This window comes from Emticicia fontis (assembly GCF_054779675.1).
The window spans coordinates 1-22,746 of record NZ_BAAGXU010000034.1 but is presented as its reverse complement, the minus strand read 5'-3'; the positions used below and the strand labels follow the sequence as shown (position 1 = coordinate 22,746).

Sequence of the window (22,746 nt, the reverse complement as noted above, 5' to 3'; positions counted from 1 at the left end):
AAATTAAGAGACCAATATTTATATCAGTTCTTGTAAAGTCTATCCCTTTTACACGAATACACAATAAAAATATTATCCTTGGGATAAGGAAACTTTGGATTATGAAAAATATCACACCGAAAACAGGAGAGGTAAAAGTTAGCCCCAATGCACCTGGCAATGATAATAGAAGTGCGCTTCCATTCAACCGTCAAAACTATCTGTTAATGTTAGTTGGTATCGGTCTTATCATGGTTGGTTTCTTTATCATGACTTTAGATAAAGAGGAGTTTGGCTTTGGTTTTCTGGGCATCACGCTTGGCCCTGCCATCACTTTTATTGGCTTTTTATTTGAATTTTATGCTATTTTCAAAAAGAAATAATCTTTTCGAAGAGTAGAAATATTTTTTATTTAATAAAAATGACGGATTAGCAGTCCGTCTTATTTATATATTTGCATTCCTAAATATTTACTAATAACACGACCATGAATCTTATTCAGGCTATTATCCTTGCTATCATCGAAGGAATCACAGAATATTTACCAATCAGTTCAACCGGACATATGATTATTGGCTCATCGTTGATGGGTATTAGCGAATTAGATTTCACAAAAGTATTTGAGGTAAATATTCAGTTTGGCGCTATTCTTTCAGTTCTTGTTCTCTATTGGAGAAAATTCCTTCAATCTTTTGAGTTCTACGCCAAATTATTAGCAGCTTTTATTCCTGCGGCTATTATTGGTTTTCTTCTGAATGATTTCATTGATAGTTTACTTGAAAGTGTAGTGGTAGTTGCCGTTTCAATGGTATTAGGTGGGTTTATTCTGGTCTTCATAGATAAGTATTTTGAAAATAAAGCCATTAAAGCAAACATTAGTTACCCAGATGCAGTGAAAATTGGTTTATTCCAATGTATAGCTATGATTCCAGGCGTATCGCGTTCAGCAGCAAGTATCATCGGTGGGATGTTTCAAGGACTTTCGCGTAAAGATTCAGCTGAATTCTCATTCTTTCTGGCAGTACCTACCATGTTTGCAGCCTCGGCTTATAAGTTATTAAAAAGCTATAAAGCAGGTACACTTACTTTTTCTTCTGATGAATTACAGCTTTTGGCTGTAGGAAATATAGTTGCATTCATCGTTGCGATGATTGCTATTAAATTCTTTATTAGCTATCTACAAAAATACGGATTCAAAGTTTTTGGTTATTACAGAATTATTGTAGGCTTAATCATCCTGGGCTTAATAGCAGCAGGTTATGAATTGAAAATCGTTTAGAGCCTGTTTAAATATTGTCTTTCTGACTGAAAAGGATAGATTTTTCAGTTAGACAAGGCGTATTTTGCAGACGTAGCCGGCAGCTACGGCGAAAAAATACAACGCAGGATAACTGAAAAAGATACCTTTGAAAGTCGAATTATAATATTTAAACAGGCTCTTAGCTCGAAATTAAAACTCCATTTATGCAAACAGTCGTTGATGAAAGAAATGAGGTGCTATTGATTGACAAACCTCTTAAATGGACTTCTTTCGATGTAGTAAATAAAGTTCGGTATGCAGGTAAATATAAAAAAGTAGGCCATGCAGGTACTTTAGACCCCTTGGCTACTGGTTTATTAATACTATGTACCAACAAAAAAACCAAAGAGATTGATACCTATCAGGCTCAGGAAAAAGAATATACTGGAACGTTAGTTTTAGGTAAAACTACACCATCAGTAGATTTAGAAACTGATTTTGATGCAGAATATCCGATTGACCATATTACAACTGAAGCTATCAATCAGGTCAAAGCACAATTGACCGGAATTATAGACCAGATACCTCCTGCGCACTCTGCCATTAAAGTTGATGGCAAACGAGCCTATGAATCAGCCAGGAAAGGTGAAGAAGTGATAATAAAATCCAGACAGGTTGAAATAAAAGAGTTTGATATAAATACTGCAAATTTTCCCGAACTCTCATTCAGAATTGTATGTTCTAAAGGTACTTATATCCGAAGCCTGGTGAGAGATTTTGGCAAATTACTAAATTCAGGAGCTTATATGAGCTCACTTCGAAGAACCAGAATTGGTGATTTCAGGATTGAAAATGCGCTAACACTAGACCAATTTCTGGAGAATATTCGTAATTTTGCCCCTAATCAATCATAAGTCTTGCGAAGGATTGACCATGCAGGAGTGCCTTACAAAATACCTTACACATTGAAAGTATATTACAATCTATCAGATTTTAAGCCATTAGAAAATGCCATTGTCACGAGTGGTACATTTGATGGAGTTCATTTAGGTCATCAGAAAATCTTACAAATATTACGGGAAACAACCGAAGCTTCAAGAGGTGAATCAGTTGTACTTACCTTCTGGCCACATCCCAGAATGGTGGTTTCACAAGATAGTCAAAGCCTGAAATTATTATCTACTGTTGATGAGAAAATCGAATTACTTGAAAAGCAGGGAGTCAATCACTTGCTCATAGTTCCATTTACACGTGAATTTTCAGAATTGAGCTCAGAAGAATATGTGCAGAAGATATTAATAGATACTATTGGTACAAAGAAATTAGTGATTGGTTACGATCATCGTTTTGGCCGAAACCGTGAAGGGAGTTTTCAATATTTAGAAGATAATTCTGAGCGATTTGGGATTGAAATAGAAGAAATCTCTCGACAGGAGATTGAAGATTTAGTAATCAGTTCAACTAAAATACGGGAATCATTATTAGAAGGAAATGTAAAATCTGCCAATGATTTATTAGGTAGACATTATAGTTTTTCAGGTATTGTAGTGAAGGGTCGACAGTTAGGACGGACTATTGGTTTCCCAACTGCCAATGTACAGGTTTCAGAGTCTTATAAATTGATTCCGACCAATGGTGTTTATGCTGTAAGAACATTAGTTCGAGGACAATGGTTGAATGGCATTATGAATATTGGTAATCGCCCAACGGTTGATGGCATCGGAAGAACACAAGAAGTTCATATTCTTAATTTCAGTGATGATATTTATGGAGAGAACATCACTGTGGAATTGATTGACTACATAAGACCTGAACAAAAATTCAATGGTCTTGATGAATTAAAAACCCAGATTCTGAAAGACAAAGAAAGAGCTATCCAGATTTTATGAAAATAGATTTTATTGAAATTCTTGGCTGGATTGGAGCGGTATTGGTAACGGGGTCTTATTTCCTGAATATTCAAGGAAAATTAGACGCCAAAGACAACCGCTACATCTGGGCTAATGCTATTGGTGGAATATGTTTTATTATCAATACATATTTCCACCAAGCATATCCATCAATGGCTGTTAATATTATTTGGGTATTGATTGCCGTAACAGCCATTTTTCGTAAAAAATAGGTTTACGCGTTTTTCACATAGCTACCCAACCACTTGATAGTGTGTCTATGTTTCTTAAAAAGTTTCTCAACATTCTCGTCTTTGTAGAAACCTTCCAGTTCGATAAAAAACCAGAAATTAAAATCTTCGCTACCTTTATAAGGGCGGCTCTCAATCTTTGTTAAATTGATTCCGGCTTTCTTGAAATCCTGTAAGAAACCAGCCAGAATACCTGGCTTATCAGTGTCTGGTAGGCGGGCGATAATGGTAGTTTTATCACTTCCACTTCTCTGATTTTCAAAACCTTTGGCAAGGATATAGAAACGCGTACGGTTCTGTCCGTTATCTTCTATATTGTTAAATAATACAGGTAAACTGAATAGTTTAGCTGCAATCTCAGAGCAAATAGCTGCACTTTCAGGGTCTTCTGCTGCTAATTTAGCGGCTTTAGACGTTGATTCTACCTGAATCTCTTCCGGGTGAGTTTGTTCAAAGTATTTATTCAGGAAACCCCGGCACTGTCTGAAAGCTATATCTTTTGAGTAGATTCTTTTGATTTTTGAAGGATTTTCAGCTTCTGTTGCTAATGCAAAATGCACAGGAATCTTTAATTCTGCTGCTACATTTACATTCATTTCATTGAGTAAATCTACTGTTTCATAAACAATCCCTTCCTGATTATTTTCAATCGGAATCACTCCAAACTTAGCTCTACCAGTATCTACCGCTTCAAAGACTGATTTAATGGTTGGCAAGGTCATATATTCGCTCATGGCACCAAAACGACTTTCTGCAGCCTGATGCGTAAAACTTCCTTCCGGTCCTAAAAAGGCTACTCTTTCAGGAAGTTCGATATTTCTAGCGGCAGCAAAGATTTCTAAATAAATGGCTTCGATAGCTTCTTTGTTTAACAATCCATCGTTTTGCGCATTCATCCGGTCCAGAATCTGTTTTTCCCGTTCAGGCCTATAAATAATTGCTTTAGTTGAGCGTTTAATTTCACCAACTTTATGCACCAGTTGCATACGTTTATTTAGCAGTACCAACAACTGGTCGTCAATCGAATCAATGTCTTTTCTTACTTCCTCAAGTGTCACTGTCTGGATAGGTGTTTAAATTTCTAAAAATTTGTAAGGGTTTGTTATATTCAGCATAGCCCAACATTTGACTCTGGGCAATTATAATTAAGCAACTTCTTTTACGTCCAGGATTTTCTCCAAAACCTCGTCAATTTCATCTTTCTCTACTCTCAGGTTATCAATAATAAACCGTTGGCGTTCCGGGGTATTTTTACCCATATAATAACTTAAAATTTTGGCAATAGATGATTCTTTTTCTAAAATGACCGGCTCCAATTTTATGTCTTCACCGATGAAGCCTTCAAACTCATCTGGTGAAATTTCACCTAACCCTTTAAAGCGAGTAATTTCTGGTTTTGGAGATAACTTCTTAATTGCTTTCTCTTTCTCCTCGTCCGAATAGCAATAAATAGTTTGTTTCTTATTCCGAACCCTGAATAGAGGTGTTTCAAGTATATATAGATGTCCTTCTCTCACTAAATCTGGAAAGAATTGCAGAAAGAATGTTAACAATAATAACCTGATATGCATCCCATCAACGTCGGCATCGGTGGCAACGATTATTTTATTATAGCGAAGCCCGTCTAAGCCGTCTTCAATATTCAGCGCATGCTGCAATAGGTTAAACTCCTCATTTTCATAAACAATCTTCTTGGTCAGGCCGAAGCTGTTCAATGGCTTACCTCTTAAACTAAAAACCGCCTGTAATTCAGGATTACGTGCTTTAGTAATCGAACCACTGGCCGAATCTCCTTCTGTAATGAACATGACTGTTTCAAAACGTTTTTCATTCTTCTCATCATCAAGATGGAAACGACAGTCTCTTAATTTTCTGTTATGCAGATTGGCTTTTTTAGCGCGTTCATTAGCTAATTTCTTAATGCCTGCTAATTCTTTTCTTTCTCTTTCCGATTGTTCGATTCTTTTCTTTAATGCCTCCTTTATAGCAGGATTCATATGCAGAAAATTGTCAAGCTTTTCTTTCAGAAAATCTCCTATAAAAACTCTGACCGTAGATGAGTTAGGTTCAGGAGACATAGTCAACGAGCCCAATTTCGTTTTGGTCTGTGATTCAAAAACAGGTTCTTGTACCCTTATCGAGATTGCTCCAATAATAGACTGGCGAATATCTTCTGGCGCATAATCTTTACCAAAGTGTTCTCTTACTGTACGAACAATGGCCTCGCGAAAACCTGATAAGTGTGTACCACCTTGAGTTGTATTTTGTCCGTTTACGAATGAATAATATTCCTCACCGTATTGATTGCTATGTGAAAGTGCTACTTCAATATCTTCACCCTTTAAGTGAATAATTGGATAGCGTAATGAATCTTCATCGGTTTTTCGACGCAATAAATCCAATAATCCATTTTGAGAGATATATTTCTGCTTATTGAAAACAACAGTCATTCCCGCGTTCAGGTAGCAGTAATTCCATATCATGGCTTCCACAAATTGCGGAATATAATGATAGTGTTTAAATACAGTATCGTCTGGTGTGAAGGAAACCAATGTTCCATTCTTCTGGTCTGAATCAATAATCTCCGATTCTTTCACTAACTCACCTTTGGTAAATTCAGCCCATTTAGACTTGCCCTCTCTGAAAGCCTGCACGCGGAATCGAGAAGAAAGGGCATTTACAGCCTTCGTTCCTACCCCATTCAAACCTACTGCTTTCTGAAACGCCTTGCTATCATATTTTGCACCTGTATTTATTTTTGATACTACATCAACTAATTTCCCTAATGGAATCCCACGACCATAGTCTCTTACCTCAGCCACTCCATCTTCTAATTTTATTTCGATTGACCTGCCATAACCCATGGCATATTCATCAATACAATTGTCTAATACTTCTTTTAACAAAACGTAGATTCCATCATCAGCAGCTGACCCGTCGCCCAATTTACCTATGTACATACCAGGACGCAATCTTATGTGTTCTTTCCAATCGAGCGATCGGATACTGTCTTCATTATAAGTTACTTCCTTATTTTCGGCCATTTTAAAAAATAATTTTGGTTTTATGGATTTTATATTTTTACTTTGTATTTCAAAGTTCTTTTTAACACATACTTAATATGAAACAGCAAGAAAATAAAAAAACTTCACTTACTTTGCAATGTTTTCACGTTGTGTTCATTAAATACTTAAACAGCAATTTGGCAAATAACGTTATAGATATGAAATTTAACAAAAATAATTTCTTCCAAACTTTCCTCAAATTTACGCTTTTTACACTAATTATTAGCAATTCTTTTGCACAAAATACGGGCAATCCGGGAAATGCACCAGCAAATGCTCCCGTAACTCCAGCGAACCCGACCACAGCCCCAGCTAACCCAAATGCTCCTGCTGGGCGCACTACACAACCAACGCCTAATATGCCATTGCCGAATCGTAATCGTGTAACAAATGCAAACGACCCGAATGCTATCAGAAATCTTACGTTGAATCCGGCAGACCAAGCAGCCATGACAAGAGAAGATTCTCTAAGAGCTATACGCGAACAAGAAGAAGAACAAGACGTGGCTAAAGCAACCTTAAGAAGAAGAATTTTTGGTTATAATCTATTTAATACCATTAAGTTTGACCCAACCCCGGCTATTAATATTGCTACGCCAAGCAATTATATCTTAGGCTCAAACGACCAATTGATTATTGATATCTATGGTTACTCACAAGCCACATATAAAGCCATCATTTCTCCAGACGGTTATATTACTTTAGATAGAGTTGGTCTTGTTTATCTGGCTGGCTCAACGATGGAGCAAGCCCGTGAGAAGATTCTTAATAAATTAGCAAAAGTATATATTGGTTTATTACCTTATGCAGGCAACCCGCCTAATACCTATCTGGTAGTTTCTCTTGGTAATATCAGAAGTATTAAAGTAACAGTTACAGGCGAAGTAATCGCACCGGGTACTTATACCTTATCATCTCTTTCTTCGGTTTTAAATGCGCTTTACGTATGTGGTGGCCCTAATGAATTGGGGACTTACCGCAAAATTCAGGTAATTCGTAATAATAGAGTATTCGCTACGCTTGACTTATATGAAGTATTGATGAGGGGTTATGCTAAAAACAATATTATTCTTCAAGACCAGGATGTGGTTCAGGTGAGTCCTTATGTTGCCCGTATAGCAGTACAAGGGAATACGAAGCGTAATGGTTTGTTTGAGTTAACAGAAAATGAGAAATTGCAGGATGCCATAGCTTATGCTGGTGGATTTAATCAATATGCCTATAAACATCGTTTAAAAGTATATAGAAATACAAGCAGAGAGCGCAAAATTATTGATGTAAAAGAGGCTGATTTTCCAAGCTTTAATGTTGTATCGGGTGACTCAATTGTGACAGAAAGACTATTGGAGCGCTATGAGAATATGGTAAGTATTGATGGAGCTATTTTTCGTCCAGGTCAATACTCTTTAGACAGTAACCCTACTTTATTGGAGTTAATTAAATCAGCAGAAGGATTAAGAGGGGAAGCATTGACTGGTAGAATTGCAATTGTGAGAACCCGCGACGATATGATTATCGAAAATATTTCAGTAAACCTTGACGATATCATGAAAGGAAAAGCTACTGATATTCCTCTGAAAAGAGAAGATGTTGTAACAATTCCTTCCATCTTTGATTTAACAGAACCTGCTTATGTTCGTATTCAGGGGGCTATCAATAACCCGGAAGGAGAAGCAGGGATTGAGTTGCCATTTGTCAGGAATCTGACGATTGAGGATGTATTAATCAAAGTAGGTGGTTTATCAGAATCAGCTTCTTTATCAAGAGTTGAGGTGGTTCGCAGAAAGAGAAATGTTGATCCTACGTCTGCCAATGCACAGATATCTGATACCTACGAGTTCAACATAAGACCAGATTTAAGTGTTGAAAATGCAGGAAACGTATTTGTTCTCTTTCCGTTTGATGAAATATTTATCAGAAAATCACCAAATTATGTAAAGCAAGCTTTTGTGCAAGTAGAAGGTGAAGTAATTTTCCCTGATAAATATGGTATCAAAAGTAAAGATGAAAAGGTATCTGATATCGTTAAACGTGCCGGAGGGCTTACGCCTTACTCATATCTGGAAGGAGCGACTTTAATCAGAGAAATTCAATTGAGTGATATTGAAATTGAGCAACGTCGTAAAGCTATTACCGAAATAGCTAATAGTGTGAAAGGCAACCAGACGATTGAAGTAGAGGATGTAGATGCCACCAAAAAATCCTCAATTGGTATTGATTTGAGAAAGATTCTTGAAAATCCGGGCTCAGTAGAAGATATGATTCTTCAGGACGGAGATATTATCCGTATTCCTAAACGTTTAGAAACAGTTCGTGTGCAAGGTGAGGTATTATACCCTACTACTGTTAAGTATTTCGACAGAGAGAATTTCATGAACTATATTTCTAAAGCAGGTGGTTTTACCAAACGTTCATTGAAAAGTAAATCTTATGTTTTATATGCAAACGGATCAGTGGACAGAACAAGAAGATTTTTATTCGTGAATATATATCCTAAAGTTGCACCGGGTTCAGAAATTATCATCCCTCAGAAAACAGCTACAGCCGTACAACAGATTGCACAGATTCAGAATTTGTTCGGTACTATCGCAGCTACTATGACTACTCTTATCGGTATCATAGGTATCTTACAAATCACTAAATAATACAACGCTGTACACAACACTATTTATTAAAAAAAATGGCTGAAACACAAATAATACAGGAAGAGCAAATCAGTACGAAAGATTTATTTCAAAAGATTGTTAATATATTCAAACTGATTGGCAGCGAGTGGAAACTGTTATTGATTGGCATTGCAGTGGGTACTTTAGTAAGTATCGTAATGGATATAAATAATTTCAAAGAGTCACAGTTTTATGGAGAAATCCAGTTTAATCTTGAATCAGGCACCCCAAATCAAGGCGGCATGGGCGGCTTTGCCGGACTTGCCAATGCCTTTGGTGTATCAGGCGGGATGGGTGGTGCACAATCAAGCGACCTGTTTAGTGGTGGTAACTTTGGTCTAGTGATTTCGTCAAAAACTTTGTACGAAAAGGCTTTGATGAAAGAGGTAATGGTTGGTAACAGAAAAACTTTATTTATTAACTATTATAAAGATAGCAGTGATATTAAACGTAAAGAATGGGGTGGTGATGTATTTCATGAGCCTAACAAAGCTGCTATCAATTTCAGATTTGTTCCGAAAAACCCTGAGCAGTTCTCAAAAGTCGAAAATGAATTGGTAGCCACCATTTATGAAAAATTGCTAAAACAAACGGAGTTGAAGCCTTTGGATAAAAATGGTTCAATCATGATTTTATCAGCAGTTACTAATAATGAAATGCTGACTAAGATATGGCTTGAAACGCTATTGAAAACACTTGAAGAATTTTATATTGATGTTCGTACGAAAAAGACACAAGATATTTTGGATATTCAAGTTGAACGTTTGAATGAATTACAAGGAAAATTGAATTCAACAGACCGCCAGTTAGCCATCACTACATTCCAGAATATGAATGCCGTTGATCCTACAGCACCTATGCGTCAGCAACAATTGAATAGAAATAATACTTATATTTCCAATCAATACTATACGCAAATGGCAACCGTTGAAAACCTGCGCATGCTAAAGATTCATCAGACTCCTCTATTTACTTTGCTTCAACCGGTGCGTCTACCTTTATTACGTAAAGATTATACAGTTGGTGGAAGTACAAAACTAGGGGCTTTCTTAGGTTTTTTCCTTTGTTTGGTATTCATCATCGTTCGTAGAACTTATCAGGAATTGGTAAGTTAAATTTAAAAAATTATTTTTGTCTGAAAGAATTAGCATTGTGAATGAAAAAATCGGAGAACGAAATAGTAATTAAAGCAGGGAAATCAGCACTACATTATTGGAGAGAAGTCTGGCGACAAAGAGAATTATTTTGGATATTAGGTAAGCGTGATGTAATGGTACGCTACAAACAAACTGTCTTAGGCATAGCCTGGGCAGTTTTTCGGCCATTATTAACAGCTTTGGTAATGACATTTGCTTTTGGTAAAATTGCCAAAATGGAGGTGGATGCCTCTCTACCCTATATGATTATTGTAATACCAGGTGTTATTATCTGGCTATTTTTTTCTCAATGCCTTTCACAAATAAGTAATAGCATTGTAGGTAATAGTAATCTGGTCTCAAAGGTATATTTTCCTCGAATTATTATACCTTTTAGTTCATTACTAGTTGGGCTATTGGATGCACTCATAGCTTTCGCTATGTTCTTTGTTTTTTGTATTTACTACCATTTCATACCCAACTGGCATATAGTATTTGCGCCTTTATTTATGTTATTAGCCTATCTTGGTGCATTCGGTTTTGGCTTAATTGCTTCTGTATTAAATGTCAAATACCGGGATATTGCTCAGATTATTCCTTTTATTGTACAATTTGGTTATTTCATCTCTCCAGTTGGATACACCAGCGAACAACAAAAAGATGCTTGGTGGTATCCATATTATAATCTGAACCCTGTTGTAGGTACTATTGATGGCCTTCGTTGGTCTTTATTGGGCGACTATGCCCCTTTTAATTGGCAAAGTTTAATACCAACCCTTGTATTTGTAACTATTTCAGTCATATTTGCAATTTGGTTTTTCCGCAAAAACGAAAATTCCTTTGTCGATTATATTTAACCTGTACACTGAGTGGCATTTGGCATGAAAGCAATTTCTATAAAAAATATTTCCAAGAAGTATATACTTAGTCATAAAAAGAAAAAGTATCAGAATTTAAAAGAAACAGTTACTGGCTTTGTAAAGGAGTTTTTCACAAGCAAAGATGAGCAAGAAACTAAAGAGGTATTCTGGGCGCTTAGAGGTGTAAGTTTTGATATTGAGCAGGGCGATAGAGTCGGGATTGTTGGCTCTAACGGTGCCGGGAAATCGACTTTATTAAAAATATTAAGCAGAATTACTGAGCCAACTCACGGTGAAGTAAAAGTAAGGGGCCGTATGGCCAGTTTACTTGAAGTAGGAACTGGTTTTCACCCAGAACTCACTGGTAGAGAAAATATTTTTCTGAACGGTGCGATTTTAGGGATGCGCCAGGATGAAATCAGAAAGCAATTTGACGAAATAGTAGATTTTGCTGGAATTGAAAAATTCCTGGATACTCCCGTAAAACGTTACTCTTCAGGAATGTACGTGCGTTTGGGATTTGCTATTGCCGCCCACCTTGAACCTGAAATTCTGATTGTGGATGAGGTTTTAGCCGTAGGTGATTCTGAATTTCAGAAAAAATGCCTTGGCAAAATGAAAGATGTATCGAATGGTGGCAGAACAGTCCTGTTTGTAAGCCATAATGCAACGGCTATTCAAGGACTTTGTAATAAGGCCGCTTTTCTTCAAAAAGGTAATCTGGTGAAATATGGAGAGGTTGGTGAAGTATTACATGATTACATGACAAGTATCTCTAAGTTTCAGTTGAGCCAGAACTGGGAAACACCAGAAGATGCGCCAGGTAATGACTTTGTAAGAGTAAAACATATTGAGGTATTGCCAGAGTTAATTAATGGCAGTAAGAATATTGATGTACGCACTCCACTAAAAATAAGTTTCGAATTCTGGAATATGCTTGAAACAGCTGAACTGAATCTAAGCATCTTTTTATATAGCATGACTGGCGAATGCGTTTTCAATGTAGGAAGCCAATCTAAAACCTTTTCTAAAGGTCTGATTAAAGGTTTATTAGAAATTCCGGGTAATTTACTGAATGATGGATCTTATTATATTTCGGTAATGATAGTAAAAGATACCTCTGACCCTGTTTTCTTTATGGAGGATGCCATTAGTTTTGATGTTGCCGATTTCAGAGAAGGGACCAGTTGGTATGGCAAATGGCCAGGTGCAATTCGCCCAATACATATTCCAGTAAAAACCTGGAAAGTTGATGGCTTGGTTTAGCAAACTTAATAATACATTAAAATGATTTAAATCAGATTAAAGGATTCTGAAAATCATCTTCTTTATTATTGGATAATACCTACATTTGCAAACCACTTTTTTAGGACATACTCAAAACTATAATATAACCCAAAAAGGCTCTTTTCAGGTAAGATATATTTTGATTTTGTTCATTTTCTTCGTCGGTCTAAAACATTTGTATCAACATAGTGATAAACGTAACAAAATCTTTTCTGCCACCTTTTGAAGAATACCAGGATAAGATAAAAGGTATTTGGGAAAATACATGGTTAACTAATAACGGACCGTTAGTCCGTGAGTTAGAAGATAAATTAAAAGACTATTTGGGAGTAAAAAACCTATTATATGTTACCAATGGTACTATTGCTCTGCAAATTGCCATCAAGGCCCTTAATCTAAAAGGCGAAATTATCACAACTCCTTTTTCGTATTGTGCTACAACTACATCTATCCTCTGGGAAAACGTAAAGCCTGTGTTCGTAGATATTGAGGCAGATACTTATAATATTGATGCCAATCTGATTGAACAAGCGATTACCGATAAAACTTCCGCGATTCTGGCAACTCATGTGTATGGCAGACCTTGTGATGTAGAGAAAATCGAAAAAATTGCGAAGAAATATAATCTACAGGTAATTTATGATGGAGCGCACTGTTTTGGTGCTACTTATTTTGATAAATCAGTTCTTTCATTTGGTGACGTAGCGACTTGTAGTTTCCATGCCACTAAGGTTTTTCATACCATTGAAGGTGGCTGTGTGATTTGTAAGGATGATGAACTGTTAAGAACATTGGCACATTACAGAAGTTTTGGGCATAAAAATGATGACTATTATATGATAGGTATCAATGCCAAGAATTCCGAGTTTCATGCAGCAATGGGTTTGTGTAACTTACCAAGAGTTGCAGATATTATTGAGAAACGAAAGGTTATTTCTGAAAAATATGACGATCTACTTGATTGGAGTAAACTAAAACAACCTAAACAGGATATTGAAGGGTTTGTATATAACTATGCTTATTACCCTGTCATGTTACCATCAGAACAAAAATTATTAGAGGTGACGGAAGCATTGAAAAAGGAAGATATTGTTCCTAGACGCTATTTTTATCCATCATTGAATCAACTTCCATATCTGGATTTTTATAATCCCTGCCCAGTTTCAGAAAAAATGTCGGCAGCCGCATTATCATTACCTTTGTATTATGACCTGGATTTGAAAGACGTAGAACGAATTTCAAAGATTGTCAATGCAACACTTTAACTAAGTCCTTTTATTCATTTTAAATCAAATTCGCCTCATCAGTGATTGATGTATCTATCATTATAGTTAATTATCGTACACCTGAATTAATTGTTGATTGTATCAAAACAATCAAGCAATTTACTACACGTGTTAGTTATGAGATAATTATAGTTGATAATCAATCAAAAGGTGACGATGAAGGCTTCGTAAAAAATCAATTTCCGGAAGTCAGATGGATGCCTATGGGATATAATGCCGGATTTGGTAGAGCCAATAATCTGGGAATGAAAAATGCCCGAGGCAGATATTTCCTGTTATTGAATTCTGATACCAAATTATTTGAGGATGTAATTGATAGATGTGTTGAGAATCTTGACAAAAGAACCGATGCCATAGCCGGAGGAGCTTATCAATATTATCCTGACCTGACACCAAGGGCATTTTATCATACTTTTACATTCAGAAGAGATTTCTGGATTACTCCCCCATCGCTTAGAAAATACTTAGATAAATTAATACCTTACACAAAATACGAAGACCCTGAGCAAGTTGATTATATTGCTGCAGCTTTTTTGATGGTAAGAAAAGAAGGTTTTAATAAAACCGGAGGCTTTGATGAAGAGTTTTTCTTGTATGGAGAAGATACTGAGTGGGGTTATCGATTAGGTAAATTAGGCAAGCTTCTGGTGTTCAAAGAATGTAAAATTATCCATGAAGAATGGGGAAGTAAACCTGAACGCTATGAAGAAGCACAAAACCAAACCTATTTCAATAGATTTGATGAACAAATTCAATTATCAAATCTGGTCTGGATTCGTAAACAATTTGGTGCCTTAGATTATTTCCTGTTGATGCTCCATTATTGGATATGGGTGCCTGTTTTTTATCTGATGAAAATTGTTTCAAATGCTTTGAATTTCAGAAATCCATTGACTGATTTAAACAATCAGAAAAGATTCTCACATACAATTGGTGTTTTTTCCCGGTTCTTCTGGAAAATACTCCTGAAAAAACCGACTTTTTATAAAATTAAATGAAGCAGAAAACCATTCTTTTTATTACTCCTACAGGAGGGCGGACAGGTTCTGAAATGCTTATTTGGTACCTGCTAAAACACCTATCAGGTAAAATCAAATCGGTTATATACAGCCGTCAGAATGGAGAACTTTTTGCCAATCATTCAACAGCAGACATAACTTTTATCAATCGCGTCAAACAAGGGTTTCTTTATAAAATATATGAAGGCGTTTATTATCAACTATTTAAGCGAACACCAGAAGAATCAAAAATTCTGAAAATTCAAAAGCAGGTACAGGCTGATAAATGGTATTTAAATACGCTTACAATGCCCAGATTTGCCAGATTAGCTAAAAGTCTGCAAGTCCCCTACTATATTCACGTGCATGAATTGATTAGTGTGTATGATGAAATAGTATATGATGATTTCAAATTTCAGTTTGATAATGCTGAAAAAATTATCTGTTGCTCGGCCATAGTCGAAAAGAGAATTCGACAAATGGGTTATACAAATACTGTTTTGTTACATTCTTTTATTGATACTGAAAAGATTGTCTTCCAACAGAATCCACAGAATTTGAGACAAAAACTAAATATTGCAAAGGAAGCTTTTGTTTGGGTGATGTCAGGCTCTATGAATCTGCGTAAAGGATATGATTTGGCACTGGACGTATTGCAAAATCTCCCTAAAGACACTTATTTACTTTGGTTAGGAAATATCAAAAAAACCGGAGTATTGCATTATTTAGAGCAAAGAACCCATCAAGAGAAATTGAATTTTATACAAGTCGGAGAAAAATCAAGTGAATACTACGATTATTTGAATCTGGCAGATGGATTTGTTTTATTAGCCAGAGAAGACCCTTTCCCATTGGTTATGATTGAAGCGGCCTTTATGCAAAAACCAATTACCGGATTCAACTCAGGGGGGATTGCTGAATTTTCATTGGAAGGTATGGGAAGTGTTGTAGACAGTTTTAATCCAAAAGATTTGGCAGAAGCCATGATTAAAATTCAGGATAAGGAAACGAAAATTGACATAGAATTATTAAAAAACCGTGCTTTAGATTTTGACATAAAAAATCAGATTGAAAAGTGGGTCAAATTTTTTAATGAAAATTAATAGAAGCGTATAAAATGGATAATCTAACTAATATTCTGGATGAATTAAAAGAAGCAAAACAGGTGCTTGATAATTTTATTTCTTCGGAAGAAAATATTAAAAATATAGAAGCAGTTGCTATCGTAATGGCTGATGCTTTAAAAGCGGGTAAGAAAATTATCTCTTGTGGCAACGGTGGTTCACATTGTGATGCCATGCATTTTGCAGAGGAGCTTTCAGGCCGTTATAGAGAAAACCGTAAATCATTGGCTGCTATTGCTATTTCTGATGCAAGCCATATTTCTTGTGTGGGTAATGATTATGGATTTGAATTTGTTTTTTCAAGATTCATTGAGGGTTTGGGTAATGAAGGCGATGTTCTCTTAGGTCTTAGTACCAGCGGTAATTCAAAAAATATCATCAATGCAGTGCAAGCGGCCAGAGAAAAGGGGATGAAGGTAGTCATTTTCTCAGGCAAAGATGGTGGTAAATTAAAAGGTTTAGCCGATGTAGAAATCATTGTACAACATTTTGGTTATGCTGACCGCATTCAAGAAATTCATATCAAAGTTATTCATATTCTCATGCTTTTGATTGAGAAGATGGTTATAGGGAATAATTGAGCGAATCGTCTTGAACTTTGATTTATTTGATTATAATGAGTTAAATTTCTTCATTAAGAATCATTTCAATTAGATAAATCAAAGTTCAAGATAAAATCACTCATTCACTCAATTTTATACATGAAGATCCTTTTCGTAAGTCATGATGCCAACCGTGCTGGGGCACAGATTTTTTTGTTAAATATTATGCAATATTTTCAAAAAAAGCAGATGCCTATGCACTTACTATTGCTTGGTGATGGTGCATTAGAAAAGGATTTTGAAAAGATTTGTCAGGTTTCGAAATATCCTCATGATACGGCAAATACACCCGTGGGTTTTCAGGATAAGGTTCTAAAAAAGTTTGGACTAAAGGATAATAATCCTGCCCAAAAAGCTAAAGAAGTCTTAAAATCAAATCTGCTTAGTGAGAATTTTGATTGTATTTATACCAATACAATTGCCACGGCTTGGGTAATACCTGAGTTGGTTTCTTATCTCAAAGCGCCTCTTATTACGCATATTCATGAATTAGAGTTTTCAATTCAGTTATATTCTTCCAAAGAGAACAGAGATTTCTTATTTAACCATACTACCAAACTGATTGCCTGCTCAAAGGCAGTAGCACAGAATATAGTAGAAAATCATAATTTTCCTGAAACGAAAATTGACGTTATTCATTCTTTTGTCAACAATGAAGATGTTCTGACAAGGTCAGCGAATACTAATCACATAGCTATCAGGGAAAAATATGGTATTCCGGAAAAAGCTTTCCTTATTGGTGGCTGTGGTAATGCTGAATGGAGAAAAGGACTAGATATATTTGCCATCCTGGCCAAGAACGTTTTGGATATTTCAACAGAGAATAGCCATTTTGTATGGGTTGGTGTCAAAAAAGAGGGTGAATATTATAATCAGGTTCTATTTGATACCGAACGAATGGGCATTAAAGATAAAATCAGTTTTATTGAACCAACACCAGAGGCGGTTGAATTAATTAATTGTTTCGATATATTTACGGTAGTATCAAGAGAAGATCCTTTTCCATTGGTCATGTTAGAAGCTGCACTTTCTAAACGAACAATCTTTGGTTTTGAAAAAACAGGTGGTTGTTCTGAGTTTATTGAAAGCGATGCGGGTCAGCTATTCCCTTATCTTGATATTCAGGCAATGGCGAAAGCAATTATTGATTATCAGGAAAATCCTGCAAACCATTGGGGTGAAAGAGCAAAAGAAAAAGTTCTTACTCAATACAGTTTTGAAAATTCGATCATTAAAATCGAAAAATTATTAGAAAATCTGTCTTAAAAGATTCTATCTCGCATGACACTTGCTTTTACACTTTGTTCGGTCAATTATCTTGCTCAGGCGCATACTTTGGGTGATTCGCTTAAGCAACAAAATCCTCATATTAAATTTATTATTGGTCTAGTAGATAAGCTTGAGACGAAAGATATTGACAAGAGCAAACTACCTGAATATCCATTACTAGAGCTCGACAAGATAAATATTGCTGATTTGGCTGGTATGTGCGAGCGCTATGATATTACAGAATTGAACACGGCCGTAAAGCCTTATTATATTGATTATTTCCTTAAAAATTATCCTGAAGCAGATAATATCATTTATTTTGACCCTGATATTATTGTCTTTGACAAGCTAAATCATTTAGAAGAAAACCTCGAGAAATACAATATTATTGTTACTCCTCATATGGTTACTCCTTATAATGACAACAAGTGGCAGAACGAAGAAGACGTGGTAAATACAGGTATTTTCAATTTTGGTTTTGTAGCCATGCATCGTTCTGAAACCACTCAAAAGATGGTAAACTGGTGGTGCCAGAAACTGGAGAAAGAATGTTTAATTGATTTATGTAAGGGTCTTTTTGTAGACCAGCATTGGGCGGAATTCTTTCCTGTTTATTTTGATAAAGTATTGATAAATAAACATTTAGGATATAATGTTGCTTACTGGAACTTACATGAGCGTTTTTGCTCGCAAATAGATCGTAAATGGTATATCAATGAAACTACGGCTTTACAGTTTTTCCATTATAGCGGTTATCTGATTGCTAAACCTGATGAAGTCTCAAAATATCAGAATCGCATCCATTTTGAGGAAAGGCCTGATATATTTCCATTATTCGAATTGTACAAAAATGAGCTTTTAAAGAATAATGAATTATATTGGAAACATTTTAAATGTGATTATATCAAACCTCCTAAAATAAAACGATATTTGCGGGTAAGAAAATATTTAAAATTGCCCCTGGAAAAATTAGCTCAATTGATTGAGGCTTAATATTATATGCAGAAATTTATTGCACTCTGGCAACACCGCTATCGAAAATATACTCATCTTTTTAAGGCATATCTGCATTTCTTACAGGTTTATTTTAGAATCTTATTCCTGAAAATCAGGTTTTCAGGTAAGAGAAAAATTGTTGGTATTATACTTACGCAGCAGTTTGGAGATATTGTAGCAGGAGAACCTATAACGCGACAAATCAGAAAGCAATACCCAGAAGCCTATATTCTTTGGATAGTAAAACCCATCTTTAAAGAGTTACTGGAAAATAATCCAAACCTGGATGGTATTATTGAAGAGTTTTGTGCTAATCAGCGGCGCTCGTTAATTAATTCAGGCATTTTTGATGTTTTATATAACCTGCAATTCCGAAACAATAGCTATTGTCCTGTTTGTGATGTATATGTCGAAAACCCAGTTGCCGATGCTAAAGATATTACAATTCATAATTACTATTTTCAGGGCAATTTACTGACAGTACAGCAGAAAATCGCTGGGCTTCCGATTGAGGATTTAGCACCCAATCTATTTATTACAGATGCACATCGAGCCAAAGTTGATAGTTTGAATTTACCCGATAACTATCTTGTGGTTCATTGCCAGTCAGCACAAAATAGTCGTAACTGGGATAGTACAAAATGGGAAGAATTGATTAACTATCTGATTGATAAAACCAGTTATTATATAGTAGAGATTGGCCTTTCAAGTGATTTAAAGATCCAGGATAATCGCTATATCAATCTCTGCGGAAAACTGAACTTGTTAGAAACCGGAGAGGTAATCAGACGAGCTAAATTATTGATTGGTATTGATAGTGGCCCAGCTCACTTAGCCAATGCTGTTGGCACTTATGGGATTATCATGATTGGGAAATTATCCGATTTTATCAATCATATTCCTTATTCAGGCAAATATAAATCCGGAGAAAACGCATTAATTTTGCGCAATACTGATGGGCCAAGTTCTGAAATTCCGGTAGAGGACGTAATTAAGGCTATTCATCAAAATCATTTGATTTGATTTACTTAAAAACTCATTTGAGTTAAGAATGATTAAAAGTTCTTATCAGTTTTACTTATGCTATTTTTTACACTTTGTCATATAAATCAGTTACCTGAGGCGCATATTTTAGGCGATTCTATCCATTTATATCACCCGGATGCAAATTTTCATATAGGATTGATTGATAAAAAAGATAGAATCCCCGGCAACTTCAAGGCACATTATCCCGTAATAGAAATGAGCGAGATAAATATTGAGCAGTTTGATGAGATGGCAAAGAAATATACGAGGACTGAATTATTGGCTGATGTAAAACCCTTTTTTGCCAAGCATTTTTTACAAAAATCAGACAAGGTAATCTATTTTGATTGCTCGTCTGTGCTCTATAATTCCGTTGATTTTATCGAACAGAGTCTGAATCATTCTCATATAATTATAGTACCACAACTGCTTCATGCAGGTGTACACCCAGATGAAAAACAGATTTTGAATACAGGTATTTTTCATTCCGGATTTATGGCATGGAAAGCTTCAGATGAAGCCAGTAGTTTTCTTGATTGGTGGGGTAATAATACAGCCAACAAGGGATATATAGATTTGTGTAAAGGCATGAATGCCGACCAACTCTGGCTGGAACATGTGCCAAATTTTTATAACAAAGTACTCATTGAGAAGCATGATGGGTTAAATATAGGTATTTGGAACCTACCAGAGAGAAAAATTGACCTAATCAATAAGACCGTTAATTCTCAAAAGCTAATTTCTGTCAATTTTAAAGGAATGAATTATTGGCCGGACTATAAAAAAGCCATCAAGAAATATCAGGTAAGTATGACGGCACCATACTATGGATTACCTGACCCTGAAAACAAAAAACTTGGCAAGCAAATTGCGGCAAATATCAGAAAAATCAATAGTTTTATCGATAAATTGGTAGACCTGATTTGAATCATTTGCCACAGAATAAAATTTTCATTTAACTTTGCAAAATACCTTACGTTTTCTTTATGAATTACAAGATTGATAAGACAGAGCAATACGTACTCATTTCACTCGACGAAACTACTTTTGGTGCAGAGATTGCTCCTCCATTCGAAAAATTAGTTGTGCAATTGTATCGTGAAGGCTACACCAATATGGTAGTTGACTTTACGAAGATTACTGAAGTTGATAATGATGGGCTTTCTTTAATCAGAAAAGCGACGCGTGTGTGCAGAACCGAACAAGGGCTTTTTGTGATTTGTACGAAAGAAGATGATGTAATTGATGAGATTGATTCTGCAAAAATCCCTGAATTAGTTATCCTTCCGACTGTCGATGAAGGCATTGATGCGGTATTTATGAATGATCTTGAAAACGATTTCCGTGAAGAAAAGGATGATGAGTTTGATTTAGGCGAGGAAAATGGTTTTCAGGAAGAAAAATATTAATACCTAGAATACCCTATTTTCTGCTGTTAATAGGTCAGAAGACCAGTTTTTATTTATTGTTAAATTACCCCTTTAGGGGCAAGGGGTTATGAATTTTGAACTCTTAATACTTGGTACCGGCTCGGCAACACCCGTACTCGAACACAATCCATCCGCCTATTTGTTGACATCTGAAAACGAACACTTTCTGATTGATTGTGGAGAGGGTACGCAGTTCCGTTTATTAGAACACAAAGTTCGTACTCATCGCATCCGTCATATTTTTATCAGCCATTTACATGGAGACCATTATTTTGGTTTAATCGGGCTACTTTCAAGCTGGAATTTGAATCAGCGCAAAGATGATTTAACCATTTATGGCCCAAAAGAACTGGCAGAGATATTGACTACTCAATTTAAATATTCTCATACTTTTCTGCACTTCAAGATTCATTTTGTGGCTACCGATACCGCAGCAGCTAATATTATTCTAGATACACAGGCGCTTACAGTTGAAACTATTCCACTAATACATAGAATAGATTGTTGCGGTTTTTTGTTCCGAACTAAAGAATCAAAAAGAAAAATATTAGCAGAAAAACTTCCTGAGAACTTTCCAATTCCTTATATCAAAAAGTTGAAAGAAGGTTTGGATATAGAAGATCCTTTAACAGGGAAAATCTATAAAAATGAGGATTATACAACTACAGGAACGAGTTCAAAATCCTTCGCTTATTGTTCGGATACTGCTTATAATGAAGCCATTATTCCTCAGTTACAAAATGTGAACACTATTTTTCATGAAGCCACTTTCCTTGAGTCCGAACTAAAGCGCGCAATACAGACGAATCATTCTACCGCTAGTCAGGCAGCCACAATTGCATTGAAATCAAATGCTAAACAGTTGATTATCGGTCATTATTCTTCACGCTATAAAACTTTAGACAGCCATCTGGAACAAGCCAAAGCGGTTTTTGAAAATACTCAATTAGCGCAGGAAGGACTCACTTTTAAACTGTAATCAAGATTTATAAAGAAGCTTGTTTAAGTAATAATTCCTGCTTTACAACCTTGATACGCTCGTTAAAACTGGTCTCTTTAAAATTTACGTCTTTTTCACAAGTTGCTGCCAGATACTGCATAATATCTTTTTGGTGAGGTACTCTCCTACCCGTTTCTACGCTCACATATTTACTGGTAGTCCACATAAAGTTCTTTAACTCAGTCATACTCTCATCTGTCATAAAATATTCAGTCACTAAAGTATCTGAATCAAAATAAATAGCTCGCGTAAAAATTTTCACCCATTCACTTACCAGGGCTGGACGTATATAGGCAATCTGATGCTGATAGACCACCCAGCTGGTTCGATAATTCTTGAATACTTCTGAAAACTTAAAACCGTATAATTTTGCCACCTGGTCTTCACGGGCATTAAAATAATAATCAAAGTATTTTGAGTTATTCAGGTGTTGCAGCGGGTCGCAATCCTGGAAACGGATAATGGCTTTAGATTCAGTAACTTTGGGTAGTTCTTTTTCGTTAATTTTTTCAAACATCTTCTCTTCTTAATTTTCTTCAAAAATAGGAATTGTTTTTAAATTCCTTCAAAATTAACTTGAGAACCAGGTTAAACGCATTTAAATATTGTTAATGATACCATAGAGATATTGGTCATTCCAAC

22 protein-coding genes are annotated in these 22,746 nt (G+C 35.7%); 19 read left to right on the top strand and 3 right to left on the bottom strand.

Features of this window, described 5'->3' with window-relative positions; genetic code table 11:
- The first annotated feature begins 101 nt into the window (after positions 1–101).
- The 5 genes from ACYVFA_RS15585 to ACYVFA_RS15565 all read left to right on the top strand — a co-directional run bounded on the left by ACYVFA_RS15585 (position 102) and on the right by ACYVFA_RS15565 (position 3,341).
- Positions 102–362 (top strand): DUF3098 domain-containing protein, encoded by a 261-nt coding sequence (locus ACYVFA_RS15585; protein WP_460472770.1) that lies wholly within the window; start codon positions 102–104, stop codon positions 360–362.
- Between the two features lie 104 nt (positions 363–466).
- Positions 467–1,258: an undecaprenyl-diphosphate phosphatase gene (locus tag ACYVFA_RS15580; protein ID WP_460472769.1), complete on the top strand. Its 792-nt coding sequence runs from the start codon at positions 467–469 to the stop codon at positions 1,256–1,258.
- A 185-nt stretch (positions 1,259–1,443) separates the two neighbouring features.
- Complete coding sequence (truB, locus tag ACYVFA_RS15575) at positions 1,444–2,133, top strand: tRNA pseudouridine synthase B (RefSeq protein WP_460472768.1); 690 nt, start codon at positions 1,444–1,446, stop codon at positions 2,131–2,133.
- Positions 2,134–2,184: 51 nt separating this feature from the next.
- Positions 2,185–3,108: a bifunctional riboflavin kinase/FAD synthetase gene (locus ACYVFA_RS15570; protein ID WP_460472815.1), complete on the top strand. Its 924-nt coding sequence runs from the start codon at positions 2,185–2,187 to the stop codon at positions 3,106–3,108.
- Positions 3,105–3,341 carry a CBU_0592 family membrane protein gene (locus tag ACYVFA_RS15565; protein ID WP_460472767.1) on the top strand — a complete coding sequence of 79 codons (237 nt, stop codon included), beginning with the start codon at positions 3,105–3,107 and terminating at the stop codon, positions 3,339–3,341. The genes ACYVFA_RS15570 and ACYVFA_RS15565 overlap by 4 nt, the downstream gene beginning before the upstream one ends.
- A gap of 2 nt (positions 3,342–3,343) precedes the next feature.
- On the opposite strand, the gene pheA is transcribed toward ACYVFA_RS15565, so the two are convergent.
- Positions 3,344–4,417 carry a bifunctional chorismate mutase/prephenate dehydratase gene (gene pheA / locus ACYVFA_RS15560; RefSeq protein ID WP_460472766.1) on the bottom strand — a complete coding sequence of 358 codons (1,074 nt, stop codon included), beginning with the start codon at positions 4,415–4,417 and terminating at the stop codon, positions 3,344–3,346.
- Between the two features lie 87 nt (positions 4,418–4,504).
- Positions 4,505–6,403, bottom strand: a complete 1,899-nt coding sequence (locus tag ACYVFA_RS15555; RefSeq protein ID WP_460472765.1) for a DNA topoisomerase IV subunit B — start codon at positions 6,401–6,403, stop codon at positions 4,505–4,507.
- Positions 6,404–6,582: 179 nt separating this feature from the next.
- On the opposite strand from ACYVFA_RS15555, the gene ACYVFA_RS15550 reads away from it, so the two are divergent.
- From ACYVFA_RS15550 to ACYVFA_RS15485, 14 genes are all read left to right on the top strand, one after another.
- A complete protein-coding gene (locus ACYVFA_RS15550; protein ID WP_460472764.1) occupies positions 6,583–9,069 on the top strand; it encodes a polysaccharide biosynthesis/export family protein in 2,487 nt (828 codons plus the stop codon).
- Positions 9,070–9,104: 35 nt separating this feature from the next.
- Positions 9,105–10,205, top strand: a complete 1,101-nt coding sequence (locus ACYVFA_RS15545; protein ID WP_460472763.1) for a hypothetical protein — start codon at positions 9,105–9,107, stop codon at positions 10,203–10,205.
- 41 nt (positions 10,206–10,246) lie between these two features.
- On the top strand, positions 10,247–11,083 hold the full coding sequence (locus ACYVFA_RS15540) for an ABC transporter permease (protein WP_460472762.1): 837 nt from the start codon (positions 10,247–10,249) through the stop codon (positions 11,081–11,083).
- A gap of 24 nt (positions 11,084–11,107) precedes the next feature.
- Entirely contained in the window at positions 11,108–12,352 is a 1,245-nt protein-coding gene (locus ACYVFA_RS15535) for an ABC transporter ATP-binding protein (RefSeq protein WP_460472761.1), read from the top strand.
- Positions 12,353–12,561: 209 nt separating this feature from the next.
- Positions 12,562–13,638, top strand: a complete 1,077-nt coding sequence (locus tag ACYVFA_RS15530) for a DegT/DnrJ/EryC1/StrS family aminotransferase (protein WP_460472760.1) — start codon at positions 12,562–12,564, stop codon at positions 13,636–13,638.
- Positions 13,639–13,679: 41 nt separating this feature from the next.
- Positions 13,680–14,657 (top strand): glycosyltransferase family 2 protein, encoded by a 978-nt coding sequence (locus tag ACYVFA_RS15525; RefSeq protein WP_460472759.1) that lies wholly within the window; start codon positions 13,680–13,682, stop codon positions 14,655–14,657.
- Positions 14,654–15,760, top strand: a complete 1,107-nt coding sequence (locus ACYVFA_RS15520; protein WP_460472758.1) for a glycosyltransferase family 4 protein — start codon at positions 14,654–14,656, stop codon at positions 15,758–15,760. Before ACYVFA_RS15525 ends, ACYVFA_RS15520 begins: the two co-directional genes overlap by 4 nt.
- A 14-nt stretch (positions 15,761–15,774) precedes the next feature.
- A complete protein-coding gene (lpcA, locus tag ACYVFA_RS15515) occupies positions 15,775–16,362 on the top strand; it encodes a D-sedoheptulose 7-phosphate isomerase (RefSeq protein WP_460472757.1) in 588 nt (195 codons plus the stop codon).
- A 120-nt stretch (positions 16,363–16,482) separates the two neighbouring features.
- Positions 16,483–17,649 carry a glycosyltransferase family 4 protein gene (locus ACYVFA_RS15510; RefSeq protein ID WP_460472756.1) on the top strand — a complete coding sequence of 389 codons (1,167 nt, stop codon included), beginning with the start codon at positions 16,483–16,485 and terminating at the stop codon, positions 17,647–17,649.
- A gap of 15 nt (positions 17,650–17,664) precedes the next feature.
- Positions 17,665–18,645: a glycosyltransferase family protein gene (locus ACYVFA_RS15505; RefSeq protein ID WP_460472755.1), complete on the top strand. Its 981-nt coding sequence runs from the start codon at positions 17,665–17,667 to the stop codon at positions 18,643–18,645.
- Positions 18,646–18,651: 6 nt separating this feature from the next.
- Complete coding sequence (locus ACYVFA_RS15500) at positions 18,652–19,671, top strand: glycosyltransferase family 9 protein (RefSeq protein ID WP_460472754.1); 1,020 nt, start codon at positions 18,652–18,654, stop codon at positions 19,669–19,671.
- Positions 19,672–19,728: 57 nt separating this feature from the next.
- Positions 19,729–20,601: a hypothetical protein gene (locus tag ACYVFA_RS15495; RefSeq protein ID WP_460472753.1), complete on the top strand. Its 873-nt coding sequence runs from the start codon at positions 19,729–19,731 to the stop codon at positions 20,599–20,601.
- A gap of 59 nt (positions 20,602–20,660) precedes the next feature.
- Positions 20,661–21,083 carry an STAS domain-containing protein gene (locus ACYVFA_RS15490; protein ID WP_460472752.1) on the top strand — a complete coding sequence of 141 codons (423 nt, stop codon included), beginning with the start codon at positions 20,661–20,663 and terminating at the stop codon, positions 21,081–21,083.
- 88 nt (positions 21,084–21,171) lie between these two features.
- Entirely contained in the window at positions 21,172–22,083 is a 912-nt protein-coding gene (locus ACYVFA_RS15485) for a ribonuclease Z (protein WP_460472751.1), read from the top strand.
- Between the two features lie 7 nt (positions 22,084–22,090).
- Here the strand turns inward: ACYVFA_RS15485 and ACYVFA_RS15480 are convergent, their stop codons facing one another.
- Positions 22,091–22,621, bottom strand: coding sequence for an acyl-CoA thioesterase (locus ACYVFA_RS15480; protein ID WP_460472750.1), 531 nt, complete (start codon positions 22,619–22,621; stop codon positions 22,091–22,093).
- Positions 22,622–22,746: the final 125 nt, after the last annotated feature.